At 65.3% G+C, this 12,491-nt stretch carries 10 protein-coding genes; 6 read left to right on the forward strand and 4 right to left on the reverse strand.

Annotated features, from left to right (window positions below; all coding sequences use genetic code 11):
• A partial coding sequence (locus tag AC1DZ6_RS07940) for a CREC-EF hand family protein (RefSeq protein ID WP_477096652.1) occupies window positions 1–3,583 on the forward strand: 3,583 nt, incomplete at its 5' end.
• An 11-nt stretch (window positions 3,584–3,594) separates the two neighbouring features.
• On the forward strand, window positions 3,595–4,143 hold the full coding sequence (locus AC1DZ6_RS07945; protein ID WP_477096653.1) for a toxin-activating lysine-acyltransferase: 549 nt from the start codon (window positions 3,595–3,597) through the stop codon (window positions 4,141–4,143).
• Window positions 4,144–4,588: 445 nt separating this feature from the next.
• On the opposite strand, the gene AC1DZ6_RS07950 is transcribed toward AC1DZ6_RS07945, so the two are convergent.
• Both AC1DZ6_RS07950 and AC1DZ6_RS07955 read right to left on the reverse strand, forming a co-directional pair.
• Entirely contained in the window at window positions 4,589–5,200 is a 612-nt protein-coding gene (locus tag AC1DZ6_RS07950; protein ID WP_477096654.1) for a YdeI/OmpD-associated family protein, read from the reverse strand.
• 78 nt (window positions 5,201–5,278) lie between these two features.
• Window positions 5,279–5,653 carry a VOC family protein gene (locus AC1DZ6_RS07955; RefSeq protein ID WP_477096655.1) on the reverse strand — a complete coding sequence of 125 codons (375 nt, stop codon included), beginning with the start codon at window positions 5,651–5,653 and terminating at the stop codon, window positions 5,279–5,281.
• A gap of 131 nt (window positions 5,654–5,784) precedes the next feature.
• Here AC1DZ6_RS07955 and AC1DZ6_RS07960 point away from each other — a divergent pair, with 131 nt between their 5' ends.
• Both AC1DZ6_RS07960 and AC1DZ6_RS07965 read left to right on the forward strand, forming a co-directional pair.
• Window positions 5,785–6,423 carry a TetR/AcrR family transcriptional regulator gene (locus AC1DZ6_RS07960; protein WP_477096656.1) on the forward strand — a complete coding sequence of 213 codons (639 nt, stop codon included), beginning with the start codon at window positions 5,785–5,787 and terminating at the stop codon, window positions 6,421–6,423.
• A gap of 72 nt (window positions 6,424–6,495) precedes the next feature.
• Window positions 6,496–6,825, forward strand: a complete 330-nt coding sequence (locus tag AC1DZ6_RS07965; protein WP_477096657.1) for a hypothetical protein — start codon at window positions 6,496–6,498, stop codon at window positions 6,823–6,825.
• Window positions 6,826–6,837: 12 nt separating this feature from the next.
• Here the strand turns inward: AC1DZ6_RS07965 and AC1DZ6_RS07970 are convergent, their stop codons facing one another.
• Entirely contained in the window at window positions 6,838–8,010 is a 1,173-nt protein-coding gene (locus AC1DZ6_RS07970; protein ID WP_477096658.1) for a carboxynorspermidine decarboxylase, read from the reverse strand.
• Window positions 8,010–9,215, reverse strand: coding sequence for a saccharopine dehydrogenase family protein (locus AC1DZ6_RS07975; RefSeq protein WP_477096659.1), 1,206 nt, complete (start codon window positions 9,213–9,215; stop codon window positions 8,010–8,012). The genes AC1DZ6_RS07970 and AC1DZ6_RS07975 overlap by 1 nt, the downstream gene beginning before the upstream one ends.
• 337 nt (window positions 9,216–9,552) lie before the next feature.
• Between AC1DZ6_RS07975 and AC1DZ6_RS07980 the strand changes: the two genes are divergently transcribed.
• Both AC1DZ6_RS07980 and AC1DZ6_RS07985 read left to right on the forward strand, forming a co-directional pair.
• Window positions 9,553–11,877: a TonB-dependent receptor gene (locus tag AC1DZ6_RS07980; RefSeq protein ID WP_477096660.1), complete on the forward strand. Its 2,325-nt coding sequence runs from the start codon at window positions 9,553–9,555 to the stop codon at window positions 11,875–11,877.
• 109 nt (window positions 11,878–11,986) lie between these two features.
• The coding region (locus tag AC1DZ6_RS07985) for an alpha-hydroxy-acid oxidizing protein (protein ID WP_477096661.1) at window positions 11,987–12,491 on the forward strand (505 nt) is incomplete at its 3' end.

Consider the following 12,491-nt stretch of genomic DNA (forward strand, 5'->3'; position numbering starts at 1 on the left):
GCTGGCGAACGCGGTGGTCAACCTCTACCAGGAGACCACGGGAAGCGAGAGCCACGCCCTGCGGACCCAGGCCCAGTTCACCCTGGGCGACCCCGACGAGGTCGCGCCCCAACTGGTCATCCTGAGCGGCAACGACTACGGCTGGTTCCGGGTGGTGGGTTCGACCATCCAGATCGTCGAAGGTGTGAACTGGACGGCCGACTGGATCCGCGCGGTCAAGGGCGCCTACGGCGCGACCGACACCAACGGCAACCAGTTGAAAGAGGTCAAGGTCGCCACCCTGCAGGTGGCGGCGAAGGACACCGGCGGCGCCATGTCCGCCCCCTTCACCTTCGACGTGCTGATCGAAGACAAGAACGAGGCGCCGGTCTTCAATGGCGGGACGCAGCACTTCAATCTGGCCGAGAACCCGGGGTACTATCAGTATCTGGGCTCGGCAGTGGGCAGCGACATCGAYGACCCCGCCGGCGCGCTGCGCTACAGCTTCACGGGCGGCGCGGTCTATTTCGACACCCCCCTAAACAGGCAGGTCTCCAGGTCGGCCGACAACCGGTTCGTGATGGACGACTACGGCGCCATCTTCGTCAACGGCTGGCAGGCGCTCGACTACGAGAGCGTCCGCGACTTCGCCTATACGACGACCGTCACCGACAGGGCCCGTGGCGCGAACGCGGTCTCCAGCGCCGGCACGACCGCGCTCCATCTGCAAAACGTCGACGAGCCGCACGCCATGGGCACGCTCAACGTCTATGTCGACGAGAGCGACGCCGTGGGCCCGTTCATCTCGCGGGGCAACTTCCGCAGCATGCTGAGCGACCCGGAAAACGGGGCCAACATCGTCTTCACGTTCGACGACGGCTCGACCGTCAAGGATGGTTGGCAGATCGATTCCGCGAGCGGCGAGATCTGGATGATCGCTCGCAAGGACTACGAAGCGCTTACCGATGTCTACCAAGATTATTACAATTACGACGAATACGGCAACGAATATTGGGCCGGTCAATACTACGCTGGCGCGGACGACAGCCTCGCCTGGAGCCATCTCAACGTCCGGGCCTATAACAACGCGACCGGAGCGGTGGCCACGGGAGTCCTGAATATCAAGGTCAACAACGTCGACGAGAACCCGACCTTCACGAGCTACAAGGTCTACTACGGCAGTGACGGCCAGGTGATCTATGACAGCCCGACCGCCTATCGGATCACGGGCGACAAGAACGGCGGCAACATCATCCAGATCGTCGCCAATGATCCGGAGCACCAATACGGTTTCACCTATTCGATCAGCGACATGGTGCAGACCGAGTCGATCTGGGCCTACGGCGGCAGCAGCGAGATCGACTCCTACGCCTTGCCCTATGTCTATATCGACGGCAACGGCGCGATCGGTTTCACCTCGCCGGGCGAGGGTAATGGCGGCGAGTGGGAGGGCGGCACCAAGATCGATGGCGTTCGCCGAACCTCGACGGTTCGGGTGAGCTTCAACCTGAACATCACCGATGCGACCAACCACACCTCGCACACGCCGTTCCTGGTGACCTTCGTGCGGCGTGGCGCGTCCGTGCCGCCCCTGGTCCTCGATCTGGACGGCGACGGCGTCGAGCTAACGCCCTATGACGGCTCGACGGTGCTGTTCGACATGGACGGCGACGGCGTTCGCGACAAGACCGGCTGGGTCGGCACGGACGACGGCCTGCTGGCCCTCGATCGCAACGGCAATGGGACGATCGACGACATTGGGGAAATCTCGTTCATCGGCGACGCCGAGGGCGCGTTGTCGGACCTGGAAGGACTCCGCGCCTTCGACACCGACGGCGATAACTTCCTGGACGCCGACGACACCCGCTTCGGCGAGTTCCGGGTCTGGCGGGACGCCAACCACGACGGCGTCAGCCAGGCGAGCGAGCTGATGTCTCTGTCGGACCTGGGCGTCACCCATGTCGGGCTCACCCTGACCCGCAGCGACCAGGACGCCGACGCCTCGGACAACATCATCTACGGCACGGCCGATTTTATCTGGGCGAACGGCGCCCAGTCGACGGTCGGCGACGTCTTCTTCGCGTACGGACCGTCCAGCGACGACGAGTTGGCCGCGCCGATCATCCTGGACCTTGACGGTGACGGCAAGACAATCGTGCCCCTGGCGGAGAGCAGCACGACTTTCGACATGGTCGGCGACGGTCGGCTGCGCAAGACGGCGTGGGCCGACGCCGGCGACGCCTTCCTGGTGCGCGACCGCAACGGCGACGGCCTGATCAACGGCATCTCCGAGATCTCGTTCATCGGCGACAAGGCCGGCGCCAAGACCGATCTCGAGGGTCTGGCCGGCTTCGACGACAACAAGGACGGCGTTCTCGACGCGCGGGACCCTGGCTTCGTCGGCTTCGGCGCCTGGATCGACGCCAACAGCAACGGCATCACCGACGCGGGGGAACTGCTCAGCCTGGCTCAGGCCGGGATTTCGAGCATCGACCTGAACGGTGTGGCCACCGGCGAGACCGCCGAGCAGCGGACGGCGGGCCATAGCGTGACGTTCAACACCAGCAAATACGTCACTGACACGGGCGGGCAGGGGCTTTTGAGCGATGTCGGGCTGGCCTATGATCCCACGGCGTTGGGTCCGTCGGTTGGCGRCTTGGCGCTCTCCACCCAGGCCCTGGCCTTCGACCGAAAGGCCAAGAAATTTTGGATCTCGACCTCGGGTGGCGCCTTGTTCGTGCGGCCGCGCAAATTTGATGGCGCGCTAGACGCGACCGCCGGCCAAGTGTCGGTGACTTCGCTGCTCAGCTTCCGGAACGGCAATGTCGGCCTGTTGGCGCCGATCGTGCTCGATCTCGACGGCGACGGTGTCGAGCTCAAGAAGGCCAGCAAGTCGAAGGCCCTGTTCGACATGGATGGAGACGGCGTTCGCGACGACACTGGCTGGATCGGCAAGGGTGAAGGCCTGCTGGTCATCGACCGCGACGGCGACGGGTTGATCACCAAGGCCAATGAGCTGTCGTTCCTGGCCGAGAAGGCCGACGCCAAGTCCGGCTTCGAGGGCCTGGCCGTTCTGGACGCCAACAAGGACGGCAAGCTGACGCTCGCCGATGCTCGGTTCGGCGAATTGAAGGTGTGGGTCGACGCCGATCGTGACGGGGTTACCGACGGCGGCGAGCTCAAGACGCTGTCCGACCTGGGAATCTCCGAGATCGGCGTCCGGGGCACGGCGTTGAGTGGGACGGCGAAGCTGGGCTCGAACATGCTGTTGGCCGTCACAACGTTCAAGCGTGTGGACGGTTCGGTCGGTACGGCGGGCGACTCTGTCCTGGCGTTCGATCCCAGCTCGCTGAAGACCCCGATCAAGACCGGCGGTCAGACACTGTCGGACCTTGGGTTCGTCGCGCGGTTATCGGCCAGCGACGAGGCAGCGCAAGATGCTGAGGTCATGTCCCTGTCGGATGCCGACCTCGACCGGTTGCGGGTGCTTCAAATGACCCAGGCGATGAGCAGCTTTGGCTCGACGTCCGCCGTCAGCGCCTTGACCGCGAGTGACGCGGGGGCGACGCAGCGGTACGATTACTTCGCTTCAGCGATGACCTAAAGGACAACAGCGTGACCAAAGAGACCCAAGCTCCGCGCGCGCCAACGGTCAGTCATCTGTTGGGCGAGATGACTTGGCTGCTGACCCAATCGCCGCTGCATCGCGCGCTGGCGATCGGCGACCTGGAATGGCTGGTCATGCCCGCGCTTCTGACCGAACAGTTCTATGTCTTCCGGGACGGCGATCGGCCCGTGGGACTGGCTTTGTGGGCGAAAACCGACGCCGCCGGCGAGCGCAAGTTGGCCGGCGGCCTGGTCGATCCCGCGAACCGGCTGACTTTGGAGGAATGGAGCACGGGAAACCGTGTTTGGCTGGTCGACCTGATCGCGCCGTTCGCCGACGAGAACAACCGTCACCTCGAAGTGATGATGGCGGATCTGATATCCGGCCCGCTCCGCCACCAGGAGTTCCGCTTCCACCGCGTTGACCCCAAGACCGGTGTCCGCGAGACCAAGCTCGTACCCGCTGGCGCCGGCGAGGACCTTAGGCAGGCTTTGGAAAAGGCGGCCGTCGCCACTAGCTCCGAGGGTGCGACTGGCGACCCAGCGGTAGTTGGGTGAAGCCCGGCTCAAAAGCCCGCGGCTGACTCACACGCACAGGCATCAGCGGCCGGGGCGTTAACGTTCTATGAACATAGCGTCAACGCCGTGCGGGCGCTATTTGTGCAGCAACGTTTTGTAATATCTGACATTTTCGCCTGGAAGCCGCGGCGTGGTCAATATCCGCGGCCAGTCTTAAGTTGGGACCGCCAAGTTGGAGAAAATGCCCTCCTGAGGGATTTCAACGCCCTAGTCGGTCCGCGTTAAGTTGGCTCCACAGCGGGTGTGGGCAGGGATCGCCAATGCACGTCGTTGACGGGCGTTTTCGCAGCAACGCGGTTTCCTGGTCGAAAGCCGCCGTCTTGGCGTCCGCGATCAGCATGGAACGTCACCGATGGCGTCACGGTGCGCTGCGGAGTCTTTCAGCAGCACCGGCCAAACCTGCGCCTGATGATGTGAAGCCGGTTCACCCTTTCGCGTATTTCCAGAACCGGCCCCGGCCTTCGGCGATCCAGGCCAGGGCTTCGTCGATGCGCTTGTCGCGCGTCGCGTCGGTTTTAGCCTCGCCGATCCAGACATTGTATTCCTTCTGGAACGACGCCGACTTGCTCTCGAACATGGCCTTGATCGACGGATGGGCCGAGAGGCGTTCGGCGAAGGCCGGCGGCACGTCGACAGTCTTGGGCGCCGTGGAGGGCTTGCGAGGGGCAAGCTTCACCCCTCGCTCGTTCAGCGACATGGCCTCCTGGATCCAGGCGATCAGTTGATCGTCGGCAGGCAGGTCGGCGAGGCTTGTCAATTTGCCCATGAAGCGCTTGGCGGCCGGCAGGTCGGCGTTCGCTTTCAGCCGAGCATCGGTCATCAGCGAGTCCTTCCAGAACGAGAAGGCGCAATGCGACTTGTAGGCGGCGAAGATGCACATCATCTCGCCCCGGTAGTCGAAGTGAGGAATTCCCCACTTCATGACTTCCACGACCTCCGGACAGGCCGAGCGGATCAGACCGCGCAGATGCGCCATGATGGGTTTCGCGAAGGCTTGGGCGCTTTCGCCGTAGGCATCGACCTCGGAAATGGACATCACGAACTCACGTCTTGATCGAACGCCAGGCGTCCGGATGACCGAAAAGACCCAACGCGGCCTCTCCGGACCGAAAGGCTATTGCATCGCGGAAGGGTTCATCCACACGAGCTCCCAGACATTGCCGTCCGGATCTTCGATGTGGCGGTTGAACATGAACCCAAGGTCCTGGGCTGGATTGGGATCGGCGCGGCCGCCCGCCGCCACGCCCTTTTCGATCGTGGCGTTGACCTCGTCCTTGCTCTCGGCGGTCAGAGCGATCAGCGCCTGACTCTCGCGCCGAGCGTCGCCGATCGGCCGCGCGGTGAACTGGCTGTATTGCCCGTGGGTCAGCAACATCACGCCGATCGAGTCCGAGAACATGATCGAGCTGGCCTGCTCATTCGAGAACTGCGGGTTCAGCACCCCGCCGAGCGCCTCATAGAAACGGGTCGCCGCCAGCAGATCGCGCACTGGCAGATTTACGAAAATCATTCTAGCCATTGATCAATTTCGCTCCAGAGACACAGTACTGGTCGGTCTAGTACTGAAGGCGGGCATATCACGCACGGAACGGAACCGTCTAGTACCGACTTGAGGATGATATGAAGATTGAGGGCGAGACCCGATCGGCGCGCAAGGAGCGCGACATCGTCGAAGCCGCCACCGTGGCGTTCGTCAGCCGCGGCTATGACGGCACGAGCATGGAGGAAATCGCCACCAAGGCCGGGGTCTCCAAACAGACGGTCTACAAGCATTTCACCGACAAGGAAACGCTCTTCGGCGAGGTCATTCGAGCCTCCGCGGCCCAGGCCACCGGCGCTTTCGACGCCGTCGCGGCGTTGCTCTCCGAAGCCGAATTCATGGCGGGCGGCCTGCAACGAGTCGCCCGCCTCTTCATGACGACGCTGATGGATGAAGAGCGCTTGAAGCTGCGGCGCCTGATCATCGCCAATGCCGATCGAATGCCTCAGCTCGGCCGCGACTGGTATGAAAAAGGGTTCGAACGCATGCTCGCCTCGATGGCGACCTGCTTCCAGCAGCTGACGAGCCAAAACCGCCTTCGAACGCCCGACCCGTATCTGGCCGCCAGCCATTTTTTTGGAATGCTTCTTTGGATCCCGATGAACGAAGCGATGTTCACGGGAAACAAGACGCCGCGTTCGAGCGCTGAACTCGAGCGACACGCCGACGCCACGGTCGAGACGTTTCTTGTCGCCTACGGGGCGCGGTCGAAGGGCTAGCCTTGATCGGTCGGCCTTGAGTGGACCCGCCCCAGGGCTGGCCTGGGCGGGCGTGTCGGGTTAACACCCTGCATGGCACGCACAAAACAAAGCGCTGAGTTGGAGATCGAGGTCGACGGGGAGACCTATGTCTGGCGGCTCCATCGCCAGCCCGGGTGGTCCAGCGACGCCCCGGTGCGGCACGGCATGGCGATCGCCGTGCGTCACCTGGAGGGCCAGCGCGAGGCCGTGGTCGAGTTTCCGCCGGGTCCCGAGCCCCGGTACGGCGCGCCGCTGCTGAAGGCCTCGCATGTCGATCTGAAGATCGTCAGGAACGCCATCGCCTCCGCCATCGCGGCGGGCTGGGATCCGCTGTCCCGCGGCAAGACCGTGGCTATCGTCGTGGACGCGACCGGGGGCTGACGCCTTCGAGGCTCAGGAGAGCCGGTCCCGGAAGTCCGCGTAGTCGAACTGCCGCACCAGTTTCAGCGCGTCGGTCTGGCTGTTCCACAGCGCGATCGCCGGCAGGCGCACGCCGTTGAAGGTGTTGGTCTTGACCATCGAATAGTGGGCCTGGTCCAGGAAGGCGATGCGCGTGCCCGGCGACGGCGGCGCGTCGAAGACGTAGTCGCCGATGATGTCCCCGGCCAGGCACGAGGGACCGCCGAGCCGGACGGCCACGCCGTCGGCGGGCTCGTTCAGCATCGCCGGCCGGTACGGCGCCTCGATGACGTCGGGCATGTGGCAGGTGGCCGAAATGTCGGTGATGGCGACGGGCATGCCGTTGTCGAAGGTGTCGAGGATTTCGCCGACCAGTATGCCGGCGTCCAGGGCGATGGCCTCGCCGGGCTCGAGATAGAGCTCGACGCCGTGACGCTCGGACACCTGGCGCAGGAAGGCGACCAGGTCCTCGACCCGATAGTCGGCGCGGGTGACGTGGTGGCCGCCGCCCAGGTTCACCCACTTCAGCGACGCCAGGGCGGTTTCCAGCTTCGGCTCGAGCGACGCCCAGATCCGCTGCAGGGGCTCGAAGCCCTGTTCGCACAGGGCGTGGAGGTGCAGGCCGTCGACGCCGTCCAGGTGCTCGGGCCGCAGTTGCGACACCGGAAAGCCCAGACGCGAGCCCGGCTGGCAGGGGTCGTACTTGGCGACCTCGGCCTCGCTGTGCTCGGGGTTCAGGCGCAGGCCGATGTCGAAGGTCTCGCCCTGGGCCCGGGCCGCGGCGATCAGGTCCGCGAACCGCGCGATCTGCTGGGGCGCGTTGAAGATCACCGAGTCCGACAGGCGCAGGATCTCGGGCAGGTCGTCGGGGTGATAGGCCGGCGAATAGGTGGTCAGATGGCCGTGATAGTGCTCGCGGGCCAGCCGCGCCTCCCACAGGCCGGACGCGCAGACGCCGTCGAGATACTCCCCGACGACATCGGCCAGCGACCACATGGAGAAGGCCTTCAGCGCCAGCAGGACGCGCGCGCCGCCCCGCCGGCCGACGTCCTGAAGGACGGCCAGGTTGCGTCGCACGGCCGCCTCGTCGACCACGAAGGCCGGCGAGGGGACGCGGTTGAGGTCAAAGCGCGCGAAGGCGCCGGGATCGCCGGCCTGGGTCTGCATCAGAAGTCCAGCGGGGCGTCCAGGTCGCGAACCTTCCACGGCAGGCCGTGCTTGTTCAGCAGGTCCATGAAGGGGTCGGGATCCAGTTGCTCCATGTTGAAGACGCCCGTGTCCTTCCAGGCGCCGGTCAGCATCAGGGCCGCGCCGATCATGGCGGGGACGCCCGTGGTGTAGCTGACGGCCTGGTTTCCGGTCTCGGCGTAGGCTTCCTCGTGGTCGCAGACGTTGTTGACGTAGACCGTCCTGGCCTGGCCGTCCTTCACGCCGGTCGCGATGACGCCGATGTTGGTCTTGCCCTTGGTGATCGGGCCCAGCGACGACGGCTCGGGCAGCAGGGCCTTGAGGAACTCGATCGGGATGATCTCGCGGCCCTGGAACATCATCGGCTCGATGCGGGTCATGCCGATGTTTTCGAGCACTTCCAGGTGCTTGAGGTACGAATCGCCGAAGGTCATCCAGAAGCGGATGCGCTGAATCTCCGGGTAGAACTTGGCSAGGGACTCCAGCTCCTCATGGTACATGAGGTACATGTTCTTGGGGCCGACCTGATCGAAATCGAAGACCTGCTTGTGGCTCAGCGCCGGGCCTTCGACCCACTGGCCGTTCTCCCAGTGCCGCGACGGGGCGGTCACTTCGCGCAGGTTGATCTCGGGATTGAAATTGGTGGCGAAAGGCAGGCCCGTCTCGCCGCCGTTGCAGTCCAGGATGTCGAGCGTGTCGATCCGGTCCAGCAGGTGCTTCTTGACGTAGGTGGCGAACACCGAGGTCACGCCCGGGTCGAAGCCGCTGCCCAGCAGCGCCATCAGGCCGGCGTCCTTGAAGCGGTCCTGGTAGGCCCACTGCCAGCTGTATTCGAACTTTGCCTCGTCACGCGGCTCGTAATTGGCCGTGTCGAGATAGTTCACGCCGGCCGCCAGACAGGCGTCCATGATCGCCAGGTCCTGGTAGGGCAGGGCCAGGTTGACCACTAGGCCGGGCTTCACCGCCCGGATCAGCGCGGTGGTCGCCGCGACGTCGTCGGCGTCCAGCGCGGCCGTGTCGATCGTCACGCCGAAGCGCTGCTTCACGGACTGCGCGATGGCGTCGCACTTGGACTTCGTCCGGCTCGCCAGCGTGATGTGCGTGAAAACGTCCTTGCTCATCGCCATCTTGTGGATCGCGACCGAGCCCACGCCGCCAGCGCCGATAACCAGCACCCTGCTCATTTGGGCTTCYCCTGCGCCTAGTAAAAACCTCGCCCAGCGGGTCGCTCGCACGAGGGGGCGGGGGTCATATCACGTGGAGGGTAGATCGCTAACCACCCTTTGTGACGTTCTTTCGGTCCGACGTCCGATCGGCCGCGGCGCCCGACCTGAAATGTCCGGTTTCCGGGGCGGTTCCCGAGGCCGTCGACGGCGTCTCGGTGTGGCCGCCGATCTGCGCCTTGCGACTAAAATTGCGAAGCAGTCGCAAATTTGTTGAAAATGCGACTAGCTCGCAATATAGACGGCCCCGCTTCGGGACGAAGGCGTCGGGCGAAGCCGGTACAGGGAATTGAACAGAATGACGGCTTCCAAGGGGAAGGTGCTGCGGCCCGCGAGCCTGCGCGCCACCAAGGCCCAAGCGGCGTCCACCGGCCTGGGCGTGGCCGTCGGCCTGTCGGCCATGATGCTGCTGCCGACCCACGGCCTGGCGCAGGACGCCGAGCGTCTGGCCACCGTGAAGGTGCAGGACACCGCCATCGATTCCAACCCGAACGCCGAAGCGGGCGTGCCCTACAAGGCCAAGACCTCGGGCGACGAGCGTCACACCCGTCCGCTGGCCGAGACGCCGCAGACGATCACCGTGGTGACCAAGGCCGCGATCGACGACTCCGGCTATACGGACCTGTCCAAGATCCTCGACGCCCAGCCGGGCGTGACGGTCGGCACCGGTGAAAACGGCAACGCCTTCGGCGACCGCTACATCATCCGCGGCCAGGACGCCCGCAGCGACACCTTCGTCGACGGTCTGCGCGATCCGGGCATGACCATCCGCGAAAGCTTCGCGGTCGAGCAGATCGAGATCACCAAGGGCCCGAACTCGTCGTTCGCCGGCCGCGGCTCGTCGGGCGGCGCGGTCAACGCCATCACCAAGCAGGCGACCCCGTTCCTGAACTTCGCCAACGTCCAGGCCGCCGTCGGCACCGACGACCACGTCCGCGTCAGCGCCGACGTCAACAAGGCGTTCGGCGACACCTTCGCGATTCGCGCCAACGGCCTCTACGCCTACGAGGAAGTGCCGGATCGTGGCCCGGCCGACCGCGAGCGCAAGGGCGCGGCCGTCTCGGCTTTCTTCACGCCGACCGACGCCTTCGAGGCGACGCTCGACTACTACGGCCTGCGCGCCGAGGACAATCCGGACGTCGGCAGCTACCTGGTGGCCGGCAAGCCCGCCTCGCCGATCCCGCCGGCCTACGTCCAGAAGGAAGACTTCCTGAAGTCGGACGTCGACACCTTCACCGCGCGCCTGAAGTACAGGTTCAACGACAATGTCCGCCTCACGAGCCTGACCCGCTACGGCGCGTCGGACAACGGCTACTATATCAGCGGCGGCCACGCCGGCACGACCGGGACCAACAACCCGGGCGGCGTCTATTCGACCACCACCCTGACCGACCACCAGGGCTGGCAGGACGTCCGCTACTTCGCCACCCAGGAAAACCTGTTCGTCAACACCGAGCTGTTCGGCAAGAAGAACGAGTTCATCTTCAGCGCCGAATACACCGACAACAAGGTGAAGAACGGCATCTATCGCGGAACCCGCACCGGCGCGTTCAACTGCATCACCGGCGCCGGGACGGTGCTGAACAACTACTGCCTGACCGGCAAGGACGGCAAGCTGGTGGCCGGCGGCAACAACCTGCTCAAGCGCACCATCGTGCGGGGTCCGATGGACCAGGACTGGCAGGTCAAGACCGTCTCGGCCTCGGTCATGGACACCGTCGACATCACCGATCGCCTGACCGTGTTCGCGGGCCTGCGCTACGACAAGTTCGACTTCGACCTGGGCATCCAGAACACCAACACCCTGGTCACGACGCCCTATTCCTATTCCGACCACCTGTGGAACGGTCACCTGGGCGCCACCTTCAAGCTCAATGACGCGGCGATCGTCTACGCCACCTACGCCTCGGCGGCCGACATCAACGGCGGCGAGTCGGACGTCGGCACCAACAGCGGCTACGGCGGCGCCATCATCCTGAACGGCTCGATCGCCGCGGCGAAGCCCGAGCGCTCGGACAGCTATGAGCTCGGCCTGAAGCTGAACCTCCTGCAGGAAAAGCTGCTGGTGACCGCGTCGGCGTTCCGCGTCGACAAGTCCGACGTCATGGAAGGCGAAGGCTATGGAACGGTCGGCACGTTCAACAGCGGCGCCAACCGCGTCGAGGGCCTGGAGTTCGGCGTCACCGGCGCCGTGACCGACAAGCTGACCGTGCAGGTCGGCGCGACGTTCATGGACAGCGAAGTGACCAAGTCGGCCACCGCGACCAACTTCGGCCGCGCGCTCGCCAACTTCGCCAACACCTCGGGCGTCGCGCAGGCCAAATACCAGTTCACCGACAGGTTCTCGCTGGGCGGCGTGGTGAAGTACGAAGGCAAGCGCTACGGCGGCCAGCCCGACACCGCCGCCCCGGTCAACGCGGCCGGCGCCTACAGCCAGGTGACTCCGGCCTACACCGTGGTCGATCTGTTCGGCGCCTACCGCTTCAATCCCAAGCTGGAAGCCCGCGTGAACGTCACCAACGTCGGCGACAAGGACTACTACCTGGCCGTCTATCGCGGCGGGTTCTTCCTCTACCAGGGCGACGCTCGCGCCGTTCGCTTCACCCTGAACTACGACTTCTGATCCCCTTGCCTTCTATGCTCCAGCCTTCAAAAGAGGGGGGCATAGCGGGTAAGGAACGGGGCCGAGCCTTCGGGTTCGGCCCCTTCGTTCGTTTTACGAGGCAGTTCGCATGGCCGTGAGCGGCGCTCTTCCCGCCGACATCTACAGCGCGCGGGACTATGAAGCCCTGGCGCGCGCGGCGTTGGAGCCCTCGGTGTTCGCCCATCTGGCGGGCGGCGGCGGGCGCGATCGCGCCGTGCAGGCCAATCTCGACGCGCTGGACGCCGTCACCATCGTGCCGCGCGTGCTGCGCGACCTGACCGCCGGCTCGACGGCCTGCCGCCTGGCCGGACGCGACTGGGCCCACCCGATCTGGCTGGCGCCGGTGGCCTTCCAGGGCCTGTTCCATCCCGGCGGCGAGCTGGAGACGGCGCGGGCCGCCGACGCGGTCGGGGCGGGCATGGCGCTGTCCACCCTGTCGTCGGTCCCGCTGGAGGACGTGGCGCGGGGCGCGGTCGTCGACCGCTGGTTCCAGCTCTATTTCCAGCCCTCGCGCGAGGTGACCCTGGACCTGGTGCGGCGCGCCGAGGCGGCGGGCTACAAGGCGCTGGTGGTCACGGTCGACGCGGCCGTGA

This window comes from Caulobacter sp. P1_B12_2, from assembly GCF_056406675.1.

Bases quoted from the DNA above. Each gene is read 5' to 3' on its own strand.
- AC1DZ6_RS07950 (WP_477096654.1), bottom strand. From the start codon at position 5,200: ATGTCCATTTCCGAGGTCGATGCCTACGGCGAAAGCGCCCAAGCCTTC.
- AC1DZ6_RS07960 (WP_477096656.1), top strand. From the start codon at position 5,785: ATGAAGATTGAGGGCGAGACCCGATCGGCGCGCAAGGAGCGCGACATC.
- AC1DZ6_RS07965 (WP_477096657.1), top strand. From the start codon at position 6,496: ATGGCACGCACAAAACAAAGCGCTGAGTTGGAGATCGAGGTCGACGGG.
- AC1DZ6_RS07970 (WP_477096658.1), bottom strand. From the start codon at position 8,010: ATGCAGACCCAGGCCGGCGATCCCGGCGCCTTCGCGCGCTTTGACCTC.
- AC1DZ6_RS07980 (WP_477096660.1), top strand. From the start codon at position 9,553: ATGACGGCTTCCAAGGGGAAGGTGCTGCGGCCCGCGAGCCTGCGCGCC.